At 58.7% G+C, this 25,940-nt stretch carries 16 protein-coding genes; 8 read left to right on the top strand and 8 right to left on the bottom strand.

Annotated features, from left to right (window positions below):
- Positions 1-183 precede the first annotated feature (183 nt).
- Together JOE34_RS03780 and JOE34_RS03775 are read left to right on the top strand one after the other, a co-directional pair.
- Positions 184-3,315, top strand: coding sequence for a DUF6543 domain-containing protein (locus JOE34_RS03780; protein ID WP_209995119.1), 3,132 nt, complete (start codon positions 184-186; stop codon positions 3,313-3,315).
- Between the two features lie 135 nt (positions 3,316-3,450).
- Positions 3,451-6,072: a DUF6543 domain-containing protein gene (locus tag JOE34_RS03775; RefSeq protein ID WP_209996827.1), complete on the top strand. Its 2,622-nt coding sequence runs from the start codon at positions 3,451-3,453 to the stop codon at positions 6,070-6,072.
- Positions 6,073-6,094: 22 nt separating this feature from the next.
- On the opposite strand, the gene JOE34_RS03770 is transcribed toward JOE34_RS03775, so the two are convergent.
- Positions 6,095-7,897: an acyl-CoA dehydrogenase gene (locus JOE34_RS03770; RefSeq protein ID WP_209995118.1), complete on the bottom strand. Its 1,803-nt coding sequence runs from the start codon at positions 7,895-7,897 to the stop codon at positions 6,095-6,097.
- A gap of 242 nt (positions 7,898-8,139) precedes the next feature.
- On the opposite strand from JOE34_RS03770, the gene JOE34_RS03765 reads away from it, so the two are divergent.
- The gene (locus tag JOE34_RS03765) at positions 8,140-8,979 is read left to right on the top strand and encodes a syringactin (protein ID WP_003392183.1); all 840 of its coding nucleotides are present in this window, start codon (positions 8,140-8,142) and stop codon (positions 8,977-8,979) included.
- Positions 8,980-9,207: 228 nt separating this feature from the next.
- On the opposite strand, the gene putA is transcribed toward JOE34_RS03765, so the two are convergent.
- Both putA and JOE34_RS03755 read right to left on the bottom strand, forming a co-directional pair.
- Entirely contained in the window at positions 9,208-13,161 is a 3,954-nt protein-coding gene (putA, locus tag JOE34_RS03760) for a trifunctional transcriptional regulator/proline dehydrogenase/L-glutamate gamma-semialdehyde dehydrogenase (RefSeq protein ID WP_004414757.1), read from the bottom strand.
- Positions 13,162-13,318: 157 nt separating this feature from the next.
- Positions 13,319-13,489 (bottom strand): hypothetical protein, encoded by a 171-nt coding sequence (locus JOE34_RS03755; protein WP_154292355.1) that lies wholly within the window; start codon positions 13,487-13,489, stop codon positions 13,319-13,321.
- Between the two features lie 129 nt (positions 13,490-13,618).
- Between JOE34_RS03755 and putP the strand changes: the two genes are divergently transcribed.
- Positions 13,619-15,106, top strand: coding sequence for a sodium/proline symporter PutP (gene putP, locus JOE34_RS03750; RefSeq protein ID WP_010419844.1), 1,488 nt, complete (start codon positions 13,619-13,621; stop codon positions 15,104-15,106).
- Between the two features lie 83 nt (positions 15,107-15,189).
- Here the strand turns inward: putP and JOE34_RS03745 are convergent, their stop codons facing one another.
- Positions 15,190-15,861 carry a polysaccharide lyase family 7 protein gene (locus JOE34_RS03745; protein ID WP_003318160.1) on the bottom strand — a complete coding sequence of 224 codons (672 nt, stop codon included), beginning with the start codon at positions 15,859-15,861 and terminating at the stop codon, positions 15,190-15,192.
- Between the two features lie 318 nt (positions 15,862-16,179).
- Between JOE34_RS03745 and JOE34_RS03740 the strand changes: the two genes are divergently transcribed.
- From JOE34_RS03740 to JOE34_RS03730, 3 genes are read left to right on the top strand one after another with little or no spacing between them, the layout of a single operon-like run.
- Complete coding sequence (locus JOE34_RS03740; protein ID WP_032663053.1) at positions 16,180-18,318, top strand: EAL domain-containing protein; 2,139 nt, start codon at positions 16,180-16,182, stop codon at positions 18,316-18,318.
- A gap of 32 nt (positions 18,319-18,350) precedes the next feature.
- On the top strand, positions 18,351-18,875 hold the full coding sequence (locus JOE34_RS03735; protein ID WP_003392171.1) for a M48 family metallopeptidase: 525 nt from the start codon (positions 18,351-18,353) through the stop codon (positions 18,873-18,875).
- A 26-nt stretch (positions 18,876-18,901) separates the two neighbouring features.
- A complete protein-coding gene (locus tag JOE34_RS03730; RefSeq protein WP_003392169.1) occupies positions 18,902-19,198 on the top strand; it encodes a winged helix-turn-helix domain-containing protein in 297 nt (98 codons plus the stop codon).
- A gap of 7 nt (positions 19,199-19,205) precedes the next feature.
- On the opposite strand, the gene JOE34_RS03725 is transcribed toward JOE34_RS03730, so the two are convergent.
- The gene (locus JOE34_RS03725; protein ID WP_003305636.1) at positions 19,206-19,664 is read right to left on the bottom strand and encodes a GNAT family N-acetyltransferase; all 459 of its coding nucleotides are present in this window, start codon (positions 19,662-19,664) and stop codon (positions 19,206-19,208) included.
- A gap of 228 nt (positions 19,665-19,892) precedes the next feature.
- On the opposite strand from JOE34_RS03725, the gene JOE34_RS03720 reads away from it, so the two are divergent.
- Positions 19,893-20,633, top strand: a complete 741-nt coding sequence (locus JOE34_RS03720) for a transporter substrate-binding domain-containing protein (RefSeq protein ID WP_010419825.1) — start codon at positions 19,893-19,895, stop codon at positions 20,631-20,633.
- Here the strand turns inward: JOE34_RS03720 and yccS are convergent.
- The 3 genes from yccS to dbpA form a co-directional block, all read right to left on the bottom strand.
- Positions 20,611-22,809 (bottom strand): YccS family putative transporter, encoded by a 2,199-nt coding sequence (gene yccS / locus JOE34_RS03715; protein WP_046265969.1) that lies wholly within the window; start codon positions 22,807-22,809, stop codon positions 20,611-20,613. The genes JOE34_RS03720 and yccS overlap by 23 nt on opposite strands.
- A 137-nt stretch (positions 22,810-22,946) precedes the next feature.
- The gene (locus JOE34_RS03710) at positions 22,947-24,125 is read right to left on the bottom strand and encodes an NAD(P)/FAD-dependent oxidoreductase (protein ID WP_010419815.1); all 1,179 of its coding nucleotides are present in this window, start codon (positions 24,123-24,125) and stop codon (positions 22,947-22,949) included.
- A gap of 281 nt (positions 24,126-24,406) precedes the next feature.
- Positions 24,407-25,786, bottom strand: coding sequence for an ATP-dependent RNA helicase DbpA (dbpA, locus tag JOE34_RS03705; RefSeq protein WP_004409408.1), 1,380 nt, complete (start codon positions 25,784-25,786; stop codon positions 24,407-24,409).
- Between the last annotated feature and the right edge of the window lie 154 nt (positions 25,787-25,940).

The raw sequence follows: 25,940 nt of genomic DNA, 5'->3' as shown, positions 1-25,940 counted from the left end.
CAAGGGATTTAACCTGTTGAATTGCTTGGCTGTCAAAGAGCAATTTCGAGCGATTGACCCAGACCGGCGCTTCCGGGCTCACGATTGGTTGCAATCCAGCGGCTGACACATAGTTATATACCGCAGACCAGGCCTTCTTGCTCCCTACTGTCGGGGCTCCAACCACCAAGAAGGTTTTTCATCATGGACGATGAATTTGCAGCACAGTACGACTTCGGCGATGACGACAGGGCTGGCGATGATGACTCTGACGCAGAGTTCTGGGCGCGGGTAGACGAAGACTATTCGGTCAGCGATTACTTCCGCCTCAACCCGATCAGCCTGCAGTCACCTGCCGCCCTTGCTGCGCGGGATGTGGCACAGGAATGCCAGTCAAGGTGGGGTATCGAGATCGATCCGGACGACACTTTGATCGCCACGCTGTATATCGAAGACCCGAAGCTCCATCCCGCTCCTCACCGCGCCAATGTCGCTCACTCGATGACGCTGACCGAGGCGCTGCTGCGCAACTGGCAGCAAAACGGTAATGGCGACTGGTTTGATCACCTCGGGCATTTGCAGCCCCATCATGAGGACGGTCTCGACTGTCAGGTCGTGGATGAAAAACTGCCGTCCTATGACTGCGTCGCTTATGAGGCGGTATACCGGAAATCCGCTCCGCAGCACTACGATTCGACGACGCAACTGCGCCTGACTGCCGAGGCGTTCAAGCAGTACATCTGGGATCACAACCTGCAAGCCGGCTATCTCGCCTACCTGAAACAGTTCTGGCAGGCGCACGCCGACGACTACAACCTGATGCTCAAGGCCGGTCTGTTCAGGGCGGCCTGGCTGCAAGTCGAGGAAAACACGCTCAAGGCCGAGCACAAGGACATGGTGCTGGAGGCGCTCGGGCTGCCTGTGGATCAGGGCTGGAAACAGCTGAGTTTCGGCGCTTTTGTCGCCGCGCCGATTTCCACTCGCGTGACGATTTCCGAATTGCAGGTGCATGGCTACAGCGCCGCCGACATCATGGTCATACGCAGTGCCGATTCGCCGACCGTGCTGCTCTACATCCCTGGCAACTCGTCACCGATTCATACCTTCGCCAACGCCGACGCGCTCAAGGACTGGATCGCGCTGATGTGCAAGGATCCAGGCAAACGTCGGTCTTTCGAGGGGCATTTCAGTGCTGCGGATGACGTCGATGGCTTTTTCTACAGCGGCGTTGCCACCGCCCTCAGAGGCTTCGCTGTCTACCCCAAACTGCTGGACGCGGCGACCGGCGCGTGGAACCCGCGCAAACTGGTGCAGTTCGGCGAGCCGCTACAGCCCTGGCCGTTCTCGCACTTCAAGCATCGGGTCAAGGCGAAGTCTGAAGCGGACGCGCTGCAAAAAATACGCAGCCATAGCGATTACTGGAAAGAGGAAGCCAGCAGCGGTTTGAGTGAGTGCGTGTCTGTCCTGGGCGGCGTCGCGATCGTCTTTCCTGAACTGATTCCGGTCATCGCGGGGCTGTCTCTCGCGCTGGTCGGGCTGGGCGTCGATGCCGCGGTCAATGGCCGTACGCTGGACGCGCGCCAGACGGGGCTAGGGCGGATTGCCTTCGGGGTATTGAACGCGTTACCGATTATTGCCGAGGGGGGCGCTGCGGTCGAGGCTGGTGCCGAAACCGGGCTGATTGACGAGGCGCGAGGCGGTTATGAGGTTTCTGGCCCCACCACACCGATCGACCCTGTTATCGAGGTCGAGCCGATTCCGGTGTTCAGGGAAGAGCCGCCGGCCTTGCGTTCGCTCGATGCCAAAATGCGCCGCCTGTTGCGCGCGCTCGAAGTGACTCAAGACCTGCCAGGACTGGCCTCGGGCGAAGTGGCGGGTATTTATCCGCTGCAAGGCAAAAGTTACATCGAGCTGCATGATCAGGCGTTTCGGGTCGAGTGGGTGCCACAGGAAAAGCAGTACCGGATTCGCTCTGATTCTGATCCGCGTGTCTGGGGGCCTTACGTGAAGACTATCGACACCGGCTATTGGGATCTGGACCTCAAGCTTGGTTTGCGTGGCGGGGAGAGCTTTGACGGCTCGCGATTACCGCCGGCCAGTGAGGCAGACAGCGCGGTGGTGGCGGTCATACCTGACGAGCCCGCAATCGAGGTGCAGCGCTGGGGCCCCAAGGTACAGGTCGAGTTGCCACTGGATCAGATCATGGTCGAGGAGGTACAGAGCCAGGCAAAAGGGACGGTCGTAGAGAAGTACTTCATTCAGATCGGAGGGATCAGGAAGAACGTCTATTACGATGCCGATATTCCGTGCTGGCGCACTGACCCGTCTTCAAATGGCCTTGTCTGGCTGGACCGCAACGGTTTCTGGAACAGTGGGTCGGAGGATGCATTCAGGAAGGTAGAGGCAAGACTGCCACAGAGCCGCCGCTTCGAAATCTATTCTTTCCCTCGCGTGCCCAGGTTGCCTGCAGATGCCGAGCCCATCAGCCGTGTGATTCATCACATATGGCTGGGCGAACGCATGCCGGGCGATAACCTGCTGGAAAAGATGCTGGATAACATGCGCACCAGCCCGGACTTGCGCTTCGAACTTCATATCGATATCAACCACCCGACGGCGCATCAGCAGTTGCTGGATTACTTCAGCGAACATCCGCAGATGCGGATTTCCAGGCTCAAGGAAGAAGCGTTTTTCCCCACGTTCCTGAAGGGTGAAAATGGCGAGGCGTTCAACTATTTCATGCACTCGGAGAATCGTAATTATGCGGCTGCGTCGGACATTCTGCGTTATCGACTGATCAACGAATACGGCGGCATTTATCTGGATTGCGATGACACCATTAATGTCCCTTTCGCAGGCACGCCATTGAAAGCAGGGCCCGATGATGTATTACTGGGCAGGCGTCTGGATGCGCAGCAACTGAGCTACACCGGGCCGGGTAACAGCCATTTTGCCAGCCACCCGGACAACCCGGTCCTGAAGAGGATCCTGAAAGAAATAAACATGCGTTTCCAGAATGAAAAACAGACCAACAAGGCGTTTTTCAGTACGCGCAGACCTTTCATCGATCACAGCAGCGAAGCTTTGCGAAGCGCTTCCAAAGCCCGAATGACACCGTATATGACGCGCATTTCAGACCTGACCGGCCCCAATCTCATGTCAGACGTCTTGAGAAAGCTGCGACCTGACTATTTCGATCTGCTGGAGCGTTCCTATTTGCCGGTCGACGAGGTCTTGTCCGTGTTGTACATCGAACACCTGAACGAGGCCGTGGACTTTTATTTTCCATTCAAGGGCAGGGCGAAAATTTCCCCGGGCTCAGAGAATGGTTGGTAAGGCTTCAGTGTCTGCAGCGGCTCGTCGGCTGAGCCGCCACCTGCATTCATACGTCCGTGAAGGTATAGATAGTTAGCACCACGAACGCCCTGATGAATGATTACGTGCATGACTTCTCTCATACAGGAAGACGTCATGCCACTGAGTTCTCTGGAAACACCTGAAACCGACCAGCAACTGCTGCGCGAACGTGCGCAGCAGTTCGTTCTCGATTATCCCGATCTTTACGATTTGGCCCATACCGCCGCCAGCAGGATCATTCTTCAGCACACTCACCGCGTGTTCGCCCCGGAGCAGGTGTATTGGCATCGTTTCAGCAGTGCCAGCAGCAGTCCGCGCACGTTTACCGGCTGGCAGCATTCCGGAGCGCCGGTGCAGTCGATGACCTTGATCGAGCTGCTCATGCGGCACTTCAGCGCCCACGATCAGGAAGCCAGCGACGAGCTTTCCCTGTACGGCGGTTTCTACACCGATGGCCCGGATCATGGGGTTTTCGACGAGCGCAATGAGGTGCCCATGCTGCCTCAGGACGTGCTCAAAGGCATGTGGACACTTGATTTCAGCACGCTGTACACCCGCCGTATGGAGCGATTCTGGATCCTGCACAGCGAGAACTTCTGCACCCTGGCCAAGGCACGCTATCTGGTTGCAGCCAGTCATTGTCTGCGCAAGGGCCAGCTTTCAGCCGTCGATTTCAAGCATGTCACGAGCGTCGTCACCGCCGACCCCTTGCAGCCCCCTACGCTGAAAGCCTTGCTGGCCCCGCTTCCTGCAACTCCCGGTGTTACGGTACACACGTTGGATATCGATGGCATCAAGGCCCATGACATGCTGCGTATCGTCACCGCCGCTGGCCGCGAGATCATCTACTGGCCCGATGCCGAGCAGCCGTTCATGGCGTTCGATAGCGAGCGCGCGGTGTACCGCTGGCTCAAGGCCCGGTTCATGGGCGAGCACGCCGACAAGGCGATAACACGTCAGTTTCTGCGTGGTGAGACGTCCCGTAAAAAGGACGGTGAGCGATTCTTTCGCTCGGTGAGTCAGTTGCTCGCGCACGACTGGCGTGCCGACATCCCACTCGTCAACCTGGGGCAGGCACCTATTGTGGGTGACCCCTTCGTGTATCTGCGAGACGTCGTTCGACAGGGCATGACCGCCGATGCGCGTGAACGGCTGACTTCCAACGCGGATCTGCGCAAGCAGATGTGGATCGGCTACCTGGGCGCGTTCATGCAGGCGTTTGGCGGGCTTGCGGCTTTGGGTTGGCCGATCGCCTTGACGCTGGTTGGCGCAAGTCTCGCCAATACCGGTTTGAACATTGATCAGGCGGTCAATGGCAAGACCGCGGCGCAGCGCAAGGCTGGCGTGTTGGGCGCGATCAACAACATTATTTATCTGCTCTTCAACCTGCCGCTGTTGATGTCCCTGCGTGCCGTCCCTCAGCCTGTGCCGGTGGCCGCAACCGAAGGCCTACCGATCTCCAGCGAGGTGCTGGAAAGCAGCAGCGCGCCGGCCCATCCACTGGAAAATATGGAAGGCAACCTGCTGCTCGACAGCCTGACGCCTTCAGCTGCGGAGGGCAGGTTTCGCGGCATCTACACGCTGGGCAATGGCGAAACCTGGATCAAGCTTGCGCAACTGCCCTATCGCGTGATGTTCAATGAGCAGCAGCAATGCTGGCTTATCGTCAACCCGGACAACCCGTTTGCATTCGCAGGCAGCAAGCCGGTGCGTCTGAGTACCGACGGGGAGTGGGCGTTACTTGACTCGCCCGGTCTGCAGGGCGGTGCCCCGATGGATGTGCCGATGCCGTCAAGCAGCGCATCCACCGCGACGGGCAAGCCTTATGTGACCGTGCACTCGGCCTTTTGGGACAGGTATCTGCAAACGGATCTGTTCAGTGAGCAGCACTATGCCGAAGTGGCCTTGGCCCGGCAGAAAGGCGTCATGAGCATTTGGCAGCCAGACCCTGAAGAGGCTCCCGTGTCGGACTCATCACCTGACGGCGACGAAGTGTACAAAGACCCTTGGCATGGCAAACATCGGGTTTTCAGGCTCGGTGAGGACGACTATTACGGCAGAAATATCATGCTCTATACCCAGGATGACGCTGAATTCAATCAGTTCCTGCGCACGGGCGAGAGCAAAAGGGCCAATCAGGTACAACTCATCGAACGACTGGCCGATGACATCCATGTGGTGGGGTACAACAATGATGTCGAGTTGTACCGCGGCGGCAGCGGTGATCGAGGGACTTCGGGCGCCGTGTTTCGCAACAGGCAGATCAAGGTGGGTGATGTGCTGGTCAATACCGATGTCACCTCGTTCAGCGAAAATCCCTATGTGGTCAGCGCCTTCGCCAGCAGTCGGGCCGGTGCGCCCATTAACGCCATGATTGGCCCGGTAACTTTCGATGACACGTCGGTGGTCTTCGTTTTGCCCAAGGGCCGATACCTGAGGGCCACGCCGATTGCACCGTTTTCAGCCTCGCCCGAGGAAGCCGAATCGATCTTTTTGCCCGGCTGCTACTTTCAGATCGACAGCATCGAAGAGGTGAGTGGCGAGTTTTACCGCATCATGAAAATCCAGATGCAGGAGGTGGATCGTCCGGCTCAAGGGCGTGCGCTTTACGACATGCGCACGGGCGAGCCCTTCAGCCGAGATCAGTACGCACTCAAACTGGGTAATGATGCCAAGCCATTGGTCGACCGGTTTTTCCCGCAGGAGCCACTGGCTGACCTGTTCGGCTTTCACTGATCAAGCGCTGGCCAGGTTTTCATCAGAACCAGTCGTCGCGCATTGCCAGGCACGTGTCATCGCGGTTCTCCAGAATCGTCAGTTCATGATGGCAACCCGGTACTTCCCACGTCAGGAAGTACCTGGCTGCCTGCAGTTTGCCGCGATAAAAGTCGCCGTCGGCCTGATTGCCACCAATCAAACCTTCTTCTGCGCGGATCGCCTGTTCGAGCCATCGCCAACCGACTACCGTGTGGCCGAATGCCTTGAGGTACAGCGCCGAGTTGGCCAGCGTGCTGGCGATTCTGCCCTGCGCCAGATCGGTCAGCAGCCCGAGTGTGACGGCCTGCACGCGTGCGACCAGTTGCTGCAGGGGCTGGCGCAGTTCGTCGAGTGTCTGATGGGCCTGGGCGCGTTCGCAGGTCGCGGAGATCAGGCGTAGCAGTTGCTTGAGGCCGGTGCCGCCATTCTGCGCCAGCTTGCGGCCAAGCAGGTCGAGCGACTGGATACCGTGAGTGCCTTCATGAATCGCGTTGAGGCGGTTATCCCGGTAATACTGCTCGACCGGGTATTCGCGGGTGTAACCGTGGCCGCCCAGGACCTGGATCGCCAGTTCGTTGGCCTTCAGGCAGAACTCCGACGGCCATGACTTGACCACCGGGGTCAGCAGGTCCAGCAATTCATGCGCGTGCCTGCGATCGTCTTCGCTTTCGCCGGTCTGTGTGTCATCGAACAGCCGCGAGGCGTACAGGCACAGGTCAAACGCACCTTCCACGTAGGCTTTCTGGGTCAGCAGCATGCGCCGCACATCAGCATGCTCGATGATGGACACCGGCTTGCTGTCCGGGCTTTTGCTGTCTGGCAGGCGTCCTTGCGGCCGCTCGCGGGCATACTCCAGTGAATAGAGGTAGCCGGAATAACCCAGCATCGCCGCGCCAAGCCCGACGCCGATGCGCGCTTCGTTCATCATCTGGAACATGTAATTCAGGCCGTGATGAGGCTTGCCCACCAGATAGCCGACACACTCGCCGTTATCGCCGAAATTCAGCGCGGTGGAGGTGGTGCCTTTCCAGCCCATCTTGTGAAACAGACCCGCCAGCAGCACATCATTGCGTTGGCCGAGGCTACCGTCATCGTTGACCAGAAACTTGGGCACGATGAACAGCGAGATACCTTTGACCCCGGCCGGCGCATCCGGCAGTTTTGCCAGGACCATGTGCACGATGTTCTCCGACAGCGAATGATCCCCGCAGGAAATGAATATCTTGTTGCCACGCAGCCGATAAGTGCCGTCGCCTGCCGGTTCGGCGCGTGTGCGGATATCTGACAGCGACGAACCGGCATGCGGCTCGGTCAGCGCCATGGTGCCGAAGAAGCGGCCTTCGATCATGGGTTGCAGAAAACGCTGCTTCTGCTCGTCGTCGGCAAAACTCTCGATCAGATTGGCCGCGCCCATCGTCAGAAACGGGTACGACGTGGTCCCGACATTGGCCGCCTGAAAGTGGGCAAAACAGGCTTGCGACAGCAGGGTAGGCAACTGCATGCCGCCTGCGTCGAAATCGCGTGATGCATTGAGAAAGCCGGCCTCGAGAAACGCGTCTATCGCGGGTTTGACTTCCGGTATCAGGATGGCTTCGTCATTTTCATAGCGTGGCTCGTTTTCGTCGGCCTTGCGGTTGTGCGGTGCAAAGTACTTTTCCGCAATGGCGCGCGCCGTTCCCAGCGCCGCATCAAAGGTTTCCCGCGAATGCTCGGCAAAGCGCTCGCGACGCGTCAGACCTTCGGCGTCCAGAACTTCATACAGCTCGAAAGCCAGATTTCTGGAACTGAGCAGCGACTCGGACATGATGGCGTACCTGATTTTTGGAATCTTCCGAGTCTAGAGCCGGGCGTACGCGATGAACAGGAGGATTGACGAGCGTGATGGGGGTGTAAAAAGGACACGCCTGGAAATCGGCCGTCAGCTTTCCACGCATCTGTTGTCGAAAAAAATCTAACTGCTGGTATTTTTATCAGGTTCTCCTGCCCGGTTTTTATTTCAGAGTATAGGCGTAAGTTAATGAGATACGACTATCAAGGAGAAGGGTTATGGACTCAAAGGTTATTGTAATGGATATAAGTCCGGCTACTATTCAGGCAGGTTGGAGGGGAGAGGCTGTGCCCAGTGTTGACCTCCCGGTGCCGGAGAAGCTTTTCAATGGACAGGGAGAGGTTGTCGAGTGGGGGGCAGTTTCAGCGCTGTTGGATACGGTACTGCTGGATAAGTTTAAATGGTCAGACAATGACGAGGTGACGATTATGTATGTCGTCCCCTCGCTGATGCCGAAGGCGGGCAAGGAAAAACTTCTTCAGCTAAGCTTTGACGACGACAAATATAGGCTGAAGGGGGTTTTTCTGAAGTCGGCTGCTTCTGCAATTCTTTTTTCATTGGATCGTACAAAAACGACGCTGGAGGGTGAAACGGTTCCGAATGTAACCGGGGTCGCAATAAGGACGGATAAAAAAACGGCTATCATCACGGTTGACCCTGTTTTTCAGGGTGTACTACTTCCTTCGGCGGCACTGAAGCTGACCAAAAATAATTGGGAAGGCTCGTTCGATCCTCAGTTCGCATTGTCTGACGATTCTATTAATATCTTGGCCGATACGATTGTGCTGGCTGTGCAAAGAACTAATGTTGATGTTCGCTCATTGCTTTATAAAAACCTGGTGCTGTCAGGTAGCAGAGTTAATGAGTCAGGGTTTTATGAGAAGCTTAAAAAGAGTATTACTGAAAAAGCGCCCAAGGGAGCACTGATTGGTATGACGCTTGATCCTAAGCCGGAAAGTGCCGCATGGCGAGGTGCAGCCATGTATGCCGCTACTGAAGGGGTTGTTGGAGGCGCAGTAACCAAGCAGGACTATGACCATTACAGTGCAGGTTCATAGTAAATGTCCGTTTTAATGTGGCTGTACTAGCGGCGGTCTATGCGTACTGTATTGACAGTTTGAAGATTGCTGACGCAGAGCGTCCATCACTGCGTGCCATCGCTGAGTAGCACGATATTCATTGCAGAGCATGGGAACGGTCGGTGTCTTTCGGACACCTCTCGTTCCGCACGCTCCAGCGTGGGAATGCCGTTCGTGACGCTCCGCGTCATCTGTTACCGAGTGGCATCAGCCGATCGTCATCAGGCTCGCATTGCCACCCGCCGCCGCAGTGTTGACGCTCAATGCCCGCTCGATCACCAAGCGTTCCAGTGGCACGTTGGTTTCGCCGTGGGACAGGCCGTTGACGCCGACGATGGCACCGCTGCGTTGTGCGATCTGCTGGCAGATGGCACGTAGCTGATCGGAGTCGCCGTGGTGCAGGACGGCGTCGAAGGTGACTTCGTCCTTGGCCCAGTCAGGTACCAGCTTGATGCGCGCTTGAACGTCCTTTGGCAGGCGAGCCCGGAGCGGTTTGCTGATGTCGGTTTCCGGCCACACGGCAGAGCTGCCGACCGCCAGTACGGCTGCCAGTTGAATCAGCAGGTCGTTCTCGTCGTCAGCCAGGCAAAGTACGTGTTCACGCGGCAGGATCGCATAGCTGTTGCGTTCGCCGGTCGGGCCCGCCAGCTGGCGGGTGATGCCGCTTTGCGATTGCTCGGCGTATTGACTGCACAGGGCGTCCAGATCGCTTTGCTGATTGCTGGCAGCCCAGGCCTTGAGTGCCTGTAACGGCTTGCCCAGAACTTCACGCAGGCGCGTATCCGGTGCAGACAGCGCATCGCTGCGGACGAACGATTTCTCGATAGCGTCCTGCGGGCGCGTCGACAGCAGGCGATACAGGTACAGCGGGCCACCGGCTTTGGGGCCGGTGCCGGACAGGCCTTCGCCGCCGAATGGCTGAACACCCACCACCGCGCCGACGATGTTGCGGTTGACGTAGACGTTGCCGGCATTGACGTTGTCGATGACCTTGGCGATGGTTTCGTCGATGCGGGTGTGCACGCCCAGGGTCAGGCCATAACCGGAAGCGTTGATCTGATCGATCAGCAGGCCAAGCTCCTTGCGCTTGTAGCGCACCACGTGCAGCACCGGACCGAAGATTTCGCGTTGCAGCTCATCGAAGCTTTCCAGTTCGATCAAGGTCGGCATCACATAAGTGCCGCGCTTGAGTTCGGCGCTGTCGGCAATGGCCACCTGATAGACCGTGCGGCCCTTGTCGCGCATGGCCTGGATGTGTTTTTCGATACCGGCCTTGGCCTCTGCGTCGATCACCGGGCCGATGTCCACGGACAGGCGCTCCGGATTGCCGAGGCGGTTCTCGGCCATCGCGCCCTTGAGCATTTCGATGACGCGGTCGGCAGAATCTTCCTGCAGGCACAGCACGCGCAGTGCCGAGCAGCGCTGACCGGCGCTGTCGAACGCCGAGGACACCACGTCGATCACCACCTGTTCGGTCAGCGCCGAAGAGTCGACAATCATCGCGTTCTGGCCACCGGTTTCGGCGATCAGCGGAATGGGGCGACCCTGTGAGTCGAGGCGACCTGCCACGTTGCGCTGCAGCAGCCGGGCGACTTCGGTGGAGCCGGTGAACATGACGCCTTTGACACGCTCGTCGCCGACCAGCCCGGCACCTACGGTTTCGCCGCGACCCGGCAGCAATTGCACCACGCCTTCCGGAATGCCCGCTTCAAGCAGCAGGCGCACGGCCTGTGCAGCGATCAGTGGTGTCTGCTCGGCAGGTTTGGCCAGCACCGGGTTACCCGCAGCCAGCGCAGCAGCCACCTGACCACTGAAAATTGCCAGCGGGAAGTTCCACGGGCTGATGCAGACCACCGGACCCAGCGGACGATGGCCGTCGTTGGTGAAGTCGTTGCGCGCCTGCACGGCGTAGTAACGCAGGAAGTCCACGGCTTCGCGCACTTCGGCGATGGCGTTGGCGAAAGTCTTGCCCGCTTCACGGACCAGCAGGCCCATCAGCGGCTGGATTTCAGCCTCCATCAAGTCAGCGGCACGCTCCAGAATCGCAGCGCGCTCGCCAGGCGGAGTGGCCTGCCAGATCGGACCGGCGCTCAAGGCGCACTGGATGGCGTTATCGACATCTGGCAGGGACGCTTCCTGCACATGACCGACCACGTCGCGCAGATCCGATGGGTTCAGCGCAGCACTCAGCGTGCCAGCGCTGGCCGGGCAGCCCAGCATCGGGGCGGCTTTCCAGTCGTTGTGCGCGGTAGCCAGCAGGGCCGAAGACAGCGAAGCCAGACGATGCTCGTTGGCCATGTCGATGCCGCTGGAGTTGGCGCGTTCGGTTCCGTACAGATCACGCGGCAGCGGAATGCGCGGGTGCGGCAGGCCGAAACCGCCTTCCTGGGTCGCCATGCGTTCGATCTGGCTGACTGGATCGGCCACCAGTTCCTGAATGGAGATCGAGTGGTCGGCAATCCGGTTGACGAACGACGTGTTGGCGCCGTTTTCCAGCAGGCGACGCACCAGATAGGCCAGCAGTGTTTCATGAGTGCCGACCGGGGCGTACACGCGGCAAGGACGATTCAGTTTGCCGTCGGCGACTTTGCCCACGACCTGCTCGTACAACGGCTCGCCCATGCCGTGCAGGCACTGGAATTCATACTGGCCGGGGTAATAATTCTGACCGGCAATCTGGTAGATGGCCGCCAGGGTATGGGCGTTGTGCGTAGCGAATTGTGGATAGATGACTTCCGGTGCCGCGAGCAACTTGCGGGCGCAGGCAATGTAGGACACGTCGGTGTACACCTTGCGCGTGTACACCGGATAGCCTTCCAGGCCTTCGACCTGGGCGCGCTTGATTTCGCTGTCCCAGTACGCGCCCTTGACCAGGCGGATCATCAGACGATGGCGGCTGCGGCGTGCCAGGTCGATCACGTAATCGATCACATAAGGGCAGCGCTTCTGATACGCCTGAATGACGAAGCCGATGCCATTCCAGCCGGTGAGCTGTGGTTCGAAACACAGGCGCTCGAGCAGATCCAGCGACAGCTCCAGGCGATCGGCTTCTTCGGCGTCGATGTTCAGACCGATGTCGTATTGCTTGGCCAGCAGGGTCAGCGACAGCAGGCGCGGGTACAGCTCATCCATCACCCGCTCGTACTGGGCGCGGCTGTAGCGTGGATGCAGTGCCGACAGCTTGATGGAAATCCCCGGGCCTTCGTAGATGCCGCGACCGTGGGAGGCTTTGCCGATGGAGTGGATAGCCTGCTCGTAGGACGCGAGGTACTTCTGCGCGTCATGTTCGGTCAGCGCCGCTTCACCCAGCATGTCGTAGGAATAGCGGAAGCCTTTGGCTTCGAAGCGGCTGGCGTTGGCCAGGGCTTCACCGATGGTTTCGCCCGTGACGAACTGCTCGCCCATCAGGCGCATGGCCATGTCGACGCCCTTGCGGATCATCGGTTCGCCGCTTTTGCCGATAATGCGGCTCAACGAGGACGTAAGGCCCGCCTCATTGTGAGTGGCAACCAGCCTGCCGGTAAGCAGCAGGCCCCAGGTGGCGGCGTTGACGAACAGCGACGGGCTGTTGCCCAGGTGCGGCTGCCAGTTGCCGTTGCTGATCTTGTCGCGAATCAAGGCATCGCGGGTGCCCTTGTCCGGAATACGCAGCAGCGCTTCGGCCAGACACATCAGCGCAACGCCCTCCTGAGAGGACAGCGAAAACTCCTGCAACAGGCCTTGAACGATGCCTGCGCGACCGCCCGCGCTTTTCTGGTTACGCAGTTTCTCTGCAATCGACGCGGCCATCTTGTTGGTTGCTTCGGCAACAGGCGCGCTCAGGCGGGCCTGTTCGAGCAGCATCGGCACCACTTCCTGCTCGGGGCGGCGGTAGGCGGAAGTGATGGCTGCACGTAATACGGACTGCGGTTGAATGCTCTCGGCAAAATCCAGAAAGCATTGCAGCCCCGCGTCTTCTGCCAGCTCGCCGCGGTCTTCGTTTTCCTTGCCGGCAGCACCGTCGAGCTCCAACAGGGTTGCACCACTCTCGAGCTTTTCCAGGTAATTGAAGATCGCCTGCTTGATCAACCAGTGCGGTGTACGGTCGATAGAGTGGGCTGCGGCTTTCAATCGCTCGCGGGTCGGGTCGTCAAGTTTGACGCCAAGAGTGGTGGTGGCCATGTGTTGTCCTCTTTATAGGCTTTATAGGCACGCGAAGGTGGCATCGGCTTTGGCGCAGATTAGCCTCGGGACGGGGTGAGGTGCAACCGGGTGCAACCCTATTTGCAGAATATTTTGTGACGTTTCCGGCGAGTGGCCCATAAAACCAGCGCGACGCTCAATGCTGGTGCGTGATTTTCTGTAGATTGCGCAGAAAACGCCCTAAAATGGCGCGTAAATGCACCTGCGCCGGGTTTTTTGTAACAGGTGTAACTTGCATGATGAAATGGGTTGCACCTTGTTTGCTTTGTTTAATAGGATTCGTTCCCGCGGTGCAACCGCCAGTCATTGATTGCCAATCCTTGCGGAGCGATCAGTCAACGCGGTGTCGGGTGCAAAAGCAGGGATGTGCCGAATTTCGGTCGCTATTCCCTTTGGCATCGGGTGCCAACATAAAAATAATGCCAAGGCAGAACTCATGAGTGTCAGCAACCCTACCTTGATCACGTTCGTGATCTATATAGCGGCAATGGTATTGATCGGCCTGATGGCCTATCGCTCTACCAACAACCTTTCGGATTACATCCTCGGCGGACGCAGTCTTGGCAGCGTGGTCACCGCTCTTTCAGCAGGTGCCTCTGACATGAGCGGCTGGCTGTTGATGGGCTTGCCCGGTGCCATCTATATGTCCGGCCTGTCGGAAAGCTGGATCGCCATTGGCCTGATCATCGGCGCCTACCTGAACTGGCTGTTCGTGGCCGGCCGTCTGCGCGTGCAGACAGAGCACAACGGCGACGCACTGACCCTGCCGGATTACTTCAGCAGCCGTTTCGAAGACAACAGCGGCCTGCTGCGCATCATCTCGGCCATCGTGATTCTGGTGTTCTTTACCATCTATTGCGCATCGGGCATCGTTGCGGGTGCGCGTCTGTTTGAAAGTACCTTCGGCATGTCCTATGAAACCGCCCTGTGGGCCGGAGCTGCGGCGACCATCGCCTACACTTTCGTCGGTGGTTTTCTGGCAGTGAGCTGGACAGACACCGTGCAGGCCACGCTGATGATCTTCGCGCTGATCCTTACGCCGATCATCGTTCTGCTGGCAACGGGCGGTGTCGATACCACCTTTCTGGCGATTGAAGCGAAAGATCCGACCAGCTTCGACATGTTCAAGAACACGACTTTCATCGGCATCATTTCCCTGCTCGGCTGGGGCCTGGGTTATTTCGGCCAGCCGCACATCCTCGCGCGTTTCATGGCGGCCGATTCGGTCAAGTCGATTGCCAGCGCCCGACGCATCTCGATGGCCTGGATGATCCTGTGCCTGGGCGGCACCGTGGCGGTGGGTTTCTTCGGCATCGCCTATTTCTCGGCGCACCCGGATGTTGCCGGGCCGGTGACTGAAAACCCGGAGCGAGTGTTCATCGAGCTGGCCAAGCTGCTGTTCAACCCTTGGGTTGCGGGCGTGCTGCTGTCGGCCATTCTGGCTGCGGTGATGAGTACGCTGAGCTGCCAGTTGCTGGTGTGCTCCAGTGCGTTGACCGAGGACTTCTACAAGGCTTATCTGCGCAAAGACGCTTCGCAGGTCGAACTGGTCTGGGTAGGTCGGGCAATGGTACTGCTGATCGCGATCATTGCCATTCTGCTGGCGGCCAATCCTGAAAACCGCGTGCTGGGTCTGGTGAGTTACGCCTGGGCCGGTTTCGGCGCAGCTTTCGGCCCTGTGGTGCTGATTTCGGTACTGTGGAAGGGCATGACCCGTAACGGCGCACTGGCCGGGGTGATTGTGGGGGCGGCCACTGTGGTGCTCTGGAAACAGTTCAGTACGATGGGGCTGTATGAAATCATCCCCGGGTTCATCCTGGCCAGCATCGCTATCGTGGTGTTCAGCCTGATCGGCAAGCCCGCTTCTGCGTCCATGCAGACCCGTTTCCTGGCAGCCGAACAGGATTTCAAAGCTAACCGCTGACAGGTCTGACTGAAACACAAACGGCCCGTTCTTCTTCGTGAAGCGCGGGCCGTTTTGTATGCGGGCTGTGAACAGCGTGCCGATCAGCTCTGGTTGTGATCGATGTCGAGGTTGTAGAACGTCGCCTTGCCGCCCTCCGAGGTGTACCCGGTATTGTCCTGGGTATACACCCCCGCCTTGAAGTACAGAGGCTTGTCCCGCCAGGTCTCGCTGATGCGCGTGCTCCAGTCCTTATCCTTGGCGCTGACGGACAGTTTTCCGCCCTTGCTCAGGTTGATCACGTAATTGAATGTCTCATTCAGCTTCACACCTTCTACGATGGTGTAAACCTTGCTTTCGTCGTCGTCATAGCGGTTGCGGACTTTTGCAACGATATCGCCGGTCTTGGTGTCTTCCTTGTATTGGAACTCGACTTTCAGGAGCGGCTCTGTGCTTTCGTATGCATGTATTTGTCCGATGACAATCTTGCCGCTGGATGGGACTTGGTCGACTTCCAGTTTGGCGTTCAGATAGTTGTCGGCGTCCGGATAGACCCAATTATGCAGAGAGCCGTCTGCCCATGTTTCCCGAAGTTCGCTACGGGAATATTTTGCGTTCTCGGTTTTACTGCCGGTGACGGGCGACCAGAACACAATGGCGTCGGTTTTGGATTTGAAATATTTACCGTCGTAGCCTTTTACTAACTGAGCGGTTTCGATGGTCTTGGGGGGTGACCCCACCGGGATGCTGAGATTCCACGATCCAAGATCTACCATTTTTGTCTCCGTCCCTAAATGTCTTTGTATCGCTCATAGAAAAAGCCTCTGGCGCGAGGCTTCAGCCGACTTTTATACGACTTGTAGGACAATTTGTTAATAAAAAAATGTCGAACGGATGGCGTCAAAGTGCTGTCACTTCTTCTGCAGGGCAGAGCCTGCAAGGGGTGTAGAGAATGACCGTTAGTCGGCTAGATCGAACTTTGACAGTAGGGAAGAGGCGCCTTGCTTCTGCTTTTGGCGAGACGAGGCTAGAGTTATTCCAAAGTATGACGGTCGTCCTGAGTCTCAGGCGTCATGCCCACAAAGAGAAGCAGCATGGAACGCGTGCCAAACCAGCCAGATGATGGCTCTTCAGTTTTACTTGTTGTAGACGATTACCCGGAAAATCTGGTAACGATGTGTGCTGTTCTGCAAAGAACGGACTGGCACATTGTGACTGCAAGTTCCGGAATAGAAGCATTGACCGTACTGCTCGAGCAGGAAGTCGACCTGGTTTTGCTGGATGTGCAGATGCCGGGCATGGACGGCTTCGAGGTCGCGCGACTGATGCGCGGCAGTCAGCGCACCCGTCTTACGCCGATTATCTTTCTCACCGCCAATGAGCAGACCCAGGATGCGGTGCAAAAGGGCTATGCGAATGGTGCGACGGATTATCTGTTCAAACCTTTCGACCCGAATGTGCTCAAGCCCAAGGTGCAAACGCTGCTCGAGCAGCAGCGCAACCGCCGTGCGCTGCAACAGCTGTCGCTGGAGCTGGAGTCGGCCCGTGCGTTCAACGCATCGGTGCTGGCCAATGTCGCCGAAGGCATTCTGGTCGTTGACGAAGCGGGCACCATCAGCTTTGCCAATCCGGCTATCTGTCAGTTATTGAACACTTCAGTCGATCACCTACGCGGCACCCAGGTGCTGGACTACATCATCGAACCGAAGGTGGGGCACTGGCTGGACTCGGGTTTTTATCAGCACTATCGCAAGTCCGACACCTATCGCGTGCACGACGCCATTCTGCGTACGGCGCAAGGCACGCAACTGCCGGTAGCGTTGTCCTGCGCGGCGCTGCCTGCCGAACAGAAGGCAATGGTGCTGACGGTTCTCGATATGTCGGTGGTCCGTGATCTTTATCAGCAGCTTGAAAAGCAGGCTGTCACCGATGCATTGACTGGCCTGCTCAATCGCCGAGGGCTTTATCAGGCCGTTGAAAGCATGCTGTTGCGCAACGAGCGTGCCGATAAATACCTGGTCGTGCTGTTCATGGATCTGGATGGCTTCAAGCAAATCAACGACTCACTGGGCCATGAAGCGGGTGATCAGGTATTGCTCTGGGTCGCCGAGCAGTTCAAGGCCACCATGCGCCCCTATGATGTGCTGGCACGCATCGGCGGCGATGAATTCACTGTCGTGATCGACGGGCTGGATTACCCCGAACAGGCGGCCAAGATCGCCGAAAAGCTCATTGAGCGGGTATCCGGAAGACGCCAGGTCGACGGCGTCGAGATCACGCTGGGTGCCAGCGTCGGTATTGCAACCTTTCCGGACTGCGGCTCGAATCTGGACGGTCTTCTGCGCGCGGCAGATATCGCCATGTACGAAGCCAAGCGTGCCGGGCGGCAGCAATATCGATTCTATGATCAGAACATGAACGGGCGCGCCCGCTCGCGCCTGATGCTTGAGGAAAGCGTGCGTACGGCCATCGACGGTCGGGATTTTTCAGTGGTGTACCAGCCCCAGATTCACGTGGCGGATGGTCGCTTGCGTGGTTTCGAGGCCTTGCTGCGCTGGCAGCATCCTGCGGTCGGAGAGGTCCCGCCTGCGCTGTTCATTCCGCTGCTGGAAGAGACCAGGCTAATCAATCGGCTCGGCAGCTGGATCTTTGATCAGGGCGCCGAGCAGCGTCAGGCATGGAGCCACATCTTCGCGCCCGACATGGTGCTGAGTGTCTGCGTCAGTCCCACGCAATTCTGTCTGCCCAATCTGGCTTCGGAATTAAAACGCGCTATGGATCGCTTCGAGCTGAAGCCTGGGCAAATAGAGGTGGAAATCACTGAAACCGCGTTGGTCAACAACCTGACACACAGCCACAAACAGCTGAAGTTGCTGCATGAGGTCGGTGTGCGCATTGCGCTCGACGACTTTGGTACGGGCGAATGCTCGTTGTCGCACCTGCGCAATCTGCAACTCGACACCTTGAAGCTGGACAGGCGTTTTGTGGCCAACATCGTCGGGTCAAAGCGCGAGGCGGCGATGGCCAGCAGTATCATCGACCTGAGCCGCAACCTCGACATGCTGGTCATTGCCGAAGGCGTCGAGACAGCCGAGCAGTATCAGTGGCTGGCCGACAACGGCTGTCAGGTCATACAGGGCTTTCTGATCGCTCATCCGATGGTGCCGGAGGACGCGTTGCGCTTTCCCGGGCACTTTGACGTGGCGGGCTTGAGGCAGAGCGGATTGTTGTAGAATGGCGTTTTTCGATCTCACGCAAAGGCCCTATGACTGCATCCAGCCATGCTCCGCTCAAATACCTGCAGGCCTATCCGCAGGCCCTGCAGGATCAGGTGCAGCAGCTGATTGCCGAGGATCGCCTGGCAGATTATCTACAGCAGCGCTACCCCGCGCGGCATCAGGTCCAGAGCGACAAGGCCCTTTACGCCTATGCGCTGGCGCTCAAGCAGGATCACCTGCGCAACGCGCCAGCCATCAAGAAGGTGCTTTTCGACAATCGCCTGGACCTGACCCATCGCGCGCTGGGCCTGCATACCAAGATATCCAGAGTGCAGGGCGGCAAGCTCAAGGCCAGTAACGAAATTCGTGTGGCCGCGCTGTTCAAGGAAGCACCGCCGGAATTTCTGAAAATGATCGTTGTGCACGAGCTTGCACATTTTCGTGAGTCGGATCACAACAAGGCGTTCTATCAGTTGTGCGAGTACATGTTGCCCGGTTATCACCAACTGGAGTTCGATTTGCGCGTGTACCTGACGTACCGTGATCTGCAGGCCGCACGAGCGCCATGCTGAGCCAGGCACTGAAAAAGGATTCGAAGATGCAGGTCAGCAAGACCAAAAGCAGTTTCTATCGCCGCCTGTACGTGGCTTACCTGATCGATTCACAGATCGCCAGCAGTGTCCCGGAACTGATGGCGGCAACCGGCATGCCGCGTCGTACCGCGCAGGACACCATCAGTGCGCTCGCCGATCTGGATATTGTGTGTGACTTCGAACAGCTCGAAGGCGGCCGCAATCACGCCGGCAGCTACCGGATCCGTGACTGGGGCGCTGTTGACAAGGGCTGGATTGCCGACAATCTGCCACGCATCAAGGCCGTGCTGGAGTATCCCTGAGCGGTTTTCAGTCCAGATCGCGACGCATGCCGATATGCGGAATGTCGTCTTCCAGGTAGACCTCGCCCACCGGATTGAAGCCGTAGCGGCTGTAATAGCCTTGCAGATGCGCCTGGGCCGATAGATAGATGGGCTGGTCGGGCCATTTGCGTTCGGCGTTTTCCAGGGCCTGCTCCATCAGCTCATGGCCGATGCCCCTGCTGCGAATCGAAGGCGCTGTCACCACCCGGCCGATGGTCACGTCGCCGCCTTGCTGGATGGGGTCGAGCAAACGCAGGTAGGCGACCAGCTTGTCTTCCTGCCAGGCCATCAGGTGGCAGGTATCGCCCGTCAGGTCCTGTCCGTCGACGTCCAGATACACGCATTGCTGCTCGACCACAAACACTTCGGCACGCAGTTGCAGCACGGCATAGAGTTGCTCGATGCTTAGCTCGGTGTGATGTTTGCAGATCCATTTGATAGACATGTCGCAGACTCGCAGGGAAACCAGAAGCGAAGTCTAAACGTATCCGGCGACATTCCCAATAAACGCCGTCAACGTTCTGAAGGGTGCGCCGGTTGATCATGTTGCTTGCCCGGCTTGTCCACTGCCTGCTTGAGGTCTTCAATTAAAAACGGCAGGCGCCTTAACGCGCGAGCGTTTCCCTGCCGATAGGATTAAATTGGGTATGCCGCCCCTTTCAGGAACCTGAGCATGTTGCAGTCGCTTCGAGCCGTGGGGTTGCTGGTCGTTCTGCTGATGGCGCAGGCCAACGCAGCTGAAAAGCTGCGTCTAGTCGCCGACCCCTGGCCTCCCTTTACTGACGCGCTGCTGCTCAACGGCGGGCTGGCGACCGATATCGTCAATACGGCGCTGCGTCGTGCTGGATACACCACGCTGTACGAGCAAGTGCCATGGGCGCGAGCGATGTTGGGCTTGAGTGAAGGGCGTCACGATGTGCTGATCAATGCCTGGTTCAGCGAGGAGCGTACGAAAGTTGGCCAGTTTTCTGCGCAATACCTGCTCAATCGGGTGCGCTTCATCAAGCGCAAGGAATCGCCGATTGGTGCCCTGACCCATGAGCAATTGCACAAGTACGTCATCGCTGTCGTGCGCGGTTACGCTTATACCCCTGCTTTTGACAGCGACACCCAGTTGCAGAAAGTCCCTGTGCAAAACTTCTCCACCGCCATACGCATGCTTGCTGCCGAGCGTGTCGACCTGACCCTTGAAGACGAATACGTCGCCCGTTACAACCTGGCGATGGAACCGGACGAGGTTCGTGACCGGGTCGAGTTTCTATCGGGCTCGCTGAGCGAGAACAGCCTGCATATTCTGGTCAGCCTGAAAAATCCCCACCACGACAAGATCGTCGCCGACTTCGATCGCGAAATTACCGCCATGAAAGCGGATGGCACCTATGATGAACTGCTCAGACTGCATGGGTTGCAGTAGCCTCCGGAGCTTTGATCAAGTGCGCGGCGAGGGTGCGCAGCGGGGCCAGCTGGCGGCAGATCAGCGCCAGTTGGGCTTGCACCAGTCGCTGACTTTCGTCCATGTCTTCGGGCAGTTGCTCCAGTTGCGCGGCTAACCCTTCCTCGACATCGCTCTGCACCGCAACCGGCTTTTTCTCGGCCAGCCCTGCAGCGATCTCGTCGATGCTGGCGGCCAGCGTGGCACCGACGTGATCGATCAGGTGTTCGCGCACATCACTCGGCAATTGCGTATCACGATGCGCGCCGAGGCCTGAAAGGTAGCTGAGCAGCGTGTGCGACAGCACCAGAAAGCGAAAGCCCACGTCGGCCTCTTTGCGGAAGTGACCGGGCTCCATGAGCATGTTGGCCAGCGTGGTCGACAGCGCGGCGTCGGCGTTGTGGGCATCGCGCCGCGCCAGTCGGTAGGCCAGATCGTCACTCTTGCCCTTGGCGTACTGTTGCATGATCTGCCGCAGGTAGATGCTGTTGCAGGTCAGGGTGTTGGCCAGCACCTTGTTCAGGCGCCGCCCCTGCCAGTCCGGCAGAAACAGGAACACTGCCAGGCCAGCAATAAGGCTGCCCAGCAACGTATCGAACAACCGGGGCAGGAACAGCCCGTAACCGTCGCCGACCTGGTTGAAGCAGAACAGCACCATCACCGTGATGGCGGCAGTCGACAGGGTGTAGCGCGTGGTCCGATTGACGAAGAACACCACCCCGGCCAGCACGGCGCACATCGATTGCAGAATCGGGCTGGTGACCAGATCGAACAGCACCCAGCCGACCGTCAGGCCAATCGCGGTGCCGATGATCCGCTGGCCGAGCTTGAGCCGGGTAGCGCCGTAGCTGGGCTGGCAGACGAACACCGTGGTCAGGATGATCCAGTAGCCCTGTGACGGGTGAATCAGGTGCACCATCGCGTAACCGATGGTCAATGCCAGCGGCAGGCGTAGCGCGTGACGAAACAGCAGCGAAGTCGGGGTCATCTGCAGGCGCAGGCGTGTCCAGACATCCTTGAGGTTGCGCGGCGAGCGGTCCAGCAGGCTGCTGTCGGTGGCATCGGCCACGGCGTCCGGGTTGCTGGCGTCGCTGATCAGACGATCCAGAGTGCCAAGGTTGGCGGCCAGCGCGCGCAGCGAACGCAGCAGGCCGCGCCACGCAGGGTTGCTCTGGATGCGCAGATGCTCAAGGGACGCGTGCAGGTCTTCCATGGCTTCGGCGAAGCTTGGGTCATACACGAACGGCTGCCGCAGCTGGATGGATTCCGACAGCGCCTGGCAGGCAACGCCCTGTTGACGCAGCAGGCGCTGGCAGCGGAACAGCACGTCGCTGTGGAAAAACGCATCGGCCAGTGAGTTGTAGGGGTAATGCGACGAGCTGGCGCGCTCGTGGATGTCTTGGGCGATGAAGTACAGCTTCAGGTAGCGGCTGACTTTGGAGCCGGGGCGGCCGCTGCCGACGCGGTGCAGGATGATTTCCTTGGTGGAGTTCAGCGCGGCGACCACTTTGCCGTTCTGCTGCGCCAGTTCCAGGCGACGGGCCTCCACGTTGAGTGTGCGAATTGGTTCAAACAGGGTCGACTTGAGTTTCAGGTACTGGCCCAGCTCGCGAAACAGTCGCGCCAGCGCCTGTTGCACCGGCTGGTTGGAAAACAGCATCTGCCACAGCACCGACAGCAGGCCGTACCAGGCTGCGCCCGCCACCAGCAGCATCGGTTCATGCCAGAAGTCCAGCACTTCACCGCCACGCTGATCGACGCCGATCATGGTGTAGACCGAAAGGATCAACGTGCCGTAGGCAATCGCGCCATAGCGTTCACCCAGCGCGCCCAGCATGGTCAGGCAGAAGCTGGCCAGCGCCAGTGAACAGACAAACAGGATGGGGTAGGGGAAGAGCAATTCGACGGCGAGGGCGGCGATGCTGAAACACACCAGTGTCACGGCCAGTGCGTTGAGTCGGCCCTGCCAGCTGTCGTCGGTCTCGGCCAGGGCGCAGGCGATAATCCCCAGAAACAGCGGGATCAGTAACGCCATTTCGTTTTGATACCAGCACAGCGCCATGCTGCCGGTCAGTGCGATAAAGACTCGAACGCTATAGCTGAATTTATCCAGCGCCCACAATCGACGGAATGTATGACGGAGAGATTTCGATGCCATGGGTTAGCTTGACGGCCCTGTTCGCAATTGATCGATCGTGCAGGAGGATATGTACAGACCAAATGACTGGCTGTACATCCGCCGCGCAAAATTTATACCGGTTTGTAGTGTGGTGATGTTGCGTATCAGCGACTACGTCACACGTAGTGTGCGGCAGCATAGGCCGAGGCCCACGCCCACTGAAAGTTGAAGCCGCCCAGATGACCGCTCACGTCCAGCACTTCGCCCACGAAATATAGGCCGGGGGCTTTCAGCGATTCCATGGTCTTGGACGACACTTCGCGGGTGTCGATACCGCCCAGCGTCACTTCGGCCGTGCGATAACCCTCGGTGCCCGCCGGGACCACCTGCCAGCTCGCCAGCTTTTCGGCGATCTCGGCCAGTTCGGCGTGGGTGTACTGCTTCATCGGTTTGGAAACGAACCAGTGTTCGGCGATCAGGTTGGCCATCTTCTTGGTGAAAATCTCGCCCAGCAGGGTTTTCAGTTCACTGTTGGGGCGCTCGGCCTGCTGCTGGTTGAGCCAGGCGGGCACGTCATGATCGGGCAGCAGGTTGATCTCCACGGTGTCACCGGGCTGCCAGAACGAGGAGATCTGCAGGATCGCCGGGCCACTGAGGCCGCGGTGGGTGAACAGGATGTTTTCGCGGAAGCTGGTGTCGTTGCAGCTCACCAGACAATCCACCGAGGTACCTGACAGTTCGGTGCACAGCTCCTTGAGCTGATCGGTGATGGTGAACGGCACCAGCCCGGCACGGGTCGGCAGCAGCGTGTGGCCGAACTGCTTGCCGACCTGATAGCCAAAGCCGGTGGCGCCCAGCGTCGGAATCGACAGCCCACCCGTGGCAATCACCAGCGACTGGCAGTTCAGGGTGCCCAGCGTGGTCTGCAGGCTGTAGCCGGCGTCGGTCTTTTCGATCTGCTGCACGGAGGTGTCCATGTGCAGGCTGACACCAGCCTGGCGGCACTCTTCCAGAAGCATTTCCAGAATGTCGCTGGACTTGTTGTCGCAAAACAGTTGGCCGAGCTTTTTCTCGTGATAAGGCACGCCATGTTTGGCGACCATCGCGATGAAATCCCATTGGGTGTAACGGGCCAGGGCTGATTTGCAGAAATGCGGGTTCTGCGACAGGAAGTTGGCCGGTTCGGTGTACATATTGGTGAAGTTGCACCGCCCGCCACCGGACATCAGGATCTTCTTGCCGGGTTTGTTGGCGTGGTCGATCAACATCACCTTGCGCCCGCGAGCGGCAGCGGTGAACGCACACATCAGACCTGCAGCGCCGGCGCCAATGATTACAACGTCAGTAACGGGCACAGCGTGGTTCCTCGATTTTCAGGTCACGATCGTTCCCATGCTCCGCGCCAAGCTATGCACAAGCCTGTTTTTGATTCTGGCCGAAGGCCGTGGGAGCGAACGTGTTCGCGAAAGGGCCGGTAGGTTCTCCGAAGATTTATCGTCTGAACTACCATCTTCGCGAACAAGTTCGCTCCTACGCCCTGCGGGCAGAAGCCTGAAAACCGCGTTTTCAGGACCTTCGGGGCCTGTATATGACGCGCGGCGCGGCGTGTAGGGACTATCAGGGTCAACGATAAACTTTACAAAATCCGCACGCGCAACGACTTGCCCTTGATCTTGCCATTGTTCAAACGTTCCAGGGCCTGTTTGGCCATGCTGCGCTCGACGGCAACGTAGGCCTGGAAGTCGAAAATCGCGATCTTGCCGACCTGAGTGCCGGGAATGCCTGCCTCGCCGGTCAATGCGCCGAGGATGTCGCCTGGACGCAGCTTGTCCTTGCGGCCCGAGCCGATGCACAGCGTGGTCATGGCGGGCAGCAGCTTGCCGCCTTCCTTGATGCTCAGTCTGTCGTATTGCTGCCAGTTCAACGGCGCTTTCTGCAACTCTTCGATGGCACGGGCGCGCTGGCTTTCCGACGGGGCCACCAGGCTGACCGCGATACCTTTCTCGCCTGCACGACCGGTACGGCCGACACGGTGGATGTGGATTTCCGAATCACGCGCCAGCTCGACGTTGATCACCATGTCCAGCGCGTCGATATCCAGGCCGCGCGCGGCCACGTCGGTGGCGACCAATACCGAGGTGCTGCGGTTGGCGAACATCGCCAGCACCTGATCACGGTCACGCTGTTCCAGATCGCCATGCAGGCCGACTGCAGACATGCCCTTGGCGGTCAGGTGATCGACCACTTCCTGAACCTGCTGCTTGGTGAAGCAGAACGCCACGCAGGAGGCAGGACGGAAATGGCCGAGTACCTTGACCACGGCTTCCAGGCGTTGCTCCGGGGAGATCTCGTAGAAAATCTGCTCGATCTGGCTGTCGGCGTGCAGTGCCTCGACTTTTACGGTCTGTGGATCACGCATGAATTTCGAGGACAACTGCTTGATGCCGACCGGATAGGTCGCGGAGAACAGCAGGGTCTGGCGGCGCTGCGGGGTCTGCTCGATGATGTCGGCGATGGCGTCGTAGAAACCCATGTCCAGCATGCGGTCGGCTTCATCGAGAATCAGCGTGTTCAGGCCGTCCAGGACCAGCGAGCCCTTGCGCAAGTGCTGCTGTATGCGACCCGGAGTACCGACGATGATGTGCGCGCCATGCTCCAGCGAGCCGATCTGCGGGCCGAACGAAACGCCGCCACACAGGGTCAGGACCTTGATGTTGTCCTCGGAGCGCGCCAGACGGCGGATTTCCTTGGCCACCTGATCCGCCAGTTCGCGAGTCGGGCACATGACCAGTGCCTGGCAACCGAAGAAACGCGGGTTGATCGGGTTGAGCAGGCCGATGCCGAACGCAGCGGTCTTGCCGCTGCCGGTCTTGGCTTGCGCGATCAGGTCCATGCCCTTGAGGATCACCGGCAGGCTCTGCGCCTGAATCGGTGTCATTTCGGCATAACCAAGCGACTCCAGGTTAGCCAGCATGGCAGCGGACAGAGGCAGAGAATTGAAAGCGGTGTTAGTCACGACGGTGAACCTGCAAAACAAAAATGTCGCGTAGTGTATCACCCGCCAGTCAGACCTGGCACCGCGATAAAGGGCGTGGGAATGAGCTTGCTCGCGAAGGGGCCCGTACAGCCCCAGAAGATGGGGCGTCTGGACCATGGTCATCGTGAGCAAT

The sequence above is a fragment of the Pseudomonas sp. PvP028 genome (genome assembly GCF_017832255.1).
Taxonomy (GTDB): Bacteria; Pseudomonadota; Gammaproteobacteria; order Pseudomonadales; family Pseudomonadaceae; genus Aquipseudomonas; species Aquipseudomonas syringae.
This window is presented reverse-complemented; position numbering and strand designations above follow the sequence as displayed.

Excerpts from the sequence above, each read along its gene's own strand:
- JOE34_RS03780 (WP_209995119.1), top strand. The coding sequence starts at position 184 with ATGGACGATGAATTTGCAGCACAGTACGACTTCGGCGATGACGACAGG.
- JOE34_RS03775 (WP_209996827.1), top strand. The coding sequence starts at position 3,451 with ATGCCACTGAGTTCTCTGGAAACACCTGAAACCGACCAGCAACTGCTG.
- JOE34_RS03770 (WP_209995118.1), bottom strand. The coding sequence starts at position 7,897 with ATGTCCGAGTCGCTGCTCAGTTCCAGAAATCTGGCTTTCGAGCTGTAT.
- JOE34_RS03765 (WP_003392183.1), top strand. The coding sequence starts at position 8,140 with ATGGACTCAAAGGTTATTGTAATGGATATAAGTCCGGCTACTATTCAG.
- putA (WP_004414757.1), bottom strand. The coding sequence starts at position 13,161 with ATGGCCACCACCACTCTTGGCGTCAAACTTGACGACCCGACCCGCGAG.
- JOE34_RS03755 (WP_154292355.1), bottom strand. The coding sequence starts at position 13,489 with ATGACTGGCGGTTGCACCGCGGGAACGAATCCTATTAAACAAAGCAAA.
- putP (WP_010419844.1), top strand. The coding sequence starts at position 13,619 with ATGAGTGTCAGCAACCCTACCTTGATCACGTTCGTGATCTATATAGCG.
- JOE34_RS03745 (WP_003318160.1), bottom strand. The coding sequence starts at position 15,861 with ATGGTAGATCTTGGATCGTGGAATCTCAGCATCCCGGTGGGGTCACCC.
- JOE34_RS03740 (WP_032663053.1), top strand. The coding sequence starts at position 16,180 with ATGGAACGCGTGCCAAACCAGCCAGATGATGGCTCTTCAGTTTTACTT.
- JOE34_RS03735 (WP_003392171.1), top strand. The coding sequence starts at position 18,351 with ATGACTGCATCCAGCCATGCTCCGCTCAAATACCTGCAGGCCTATCCG.
- JOE34_RS03730 (WP_003392169.1), top strand. The coding sequence starts at position 18,902 with ATGCAGGTCAGCAAGACCAAAAGCAGTTTCTATCGCCGCCTGTACGTG.
- JOE34_RS03725 (WP_003305636.1), bottom strand. The coding sequence starts at position 19,664 with ATGTCTATCAAATGGATCTGCAAACATCACACCGAGCTAAGCATCGAG.
- JOE34_RS03720 (WP_010419825.1), top strand. The coding sequence starts at position 19,893 with ATGTTGCAGTCGCTTCGAGCCGTGGGGTTGCTGGTCGTTCTGCTGATG.
- yccS (WP_046265969.1), bottom strand. The coding sequence starts at position 22,809 with ATGGCATCGAAATCTCTCCGTCATACATTCCGTCGATTGTGGGCGCTG.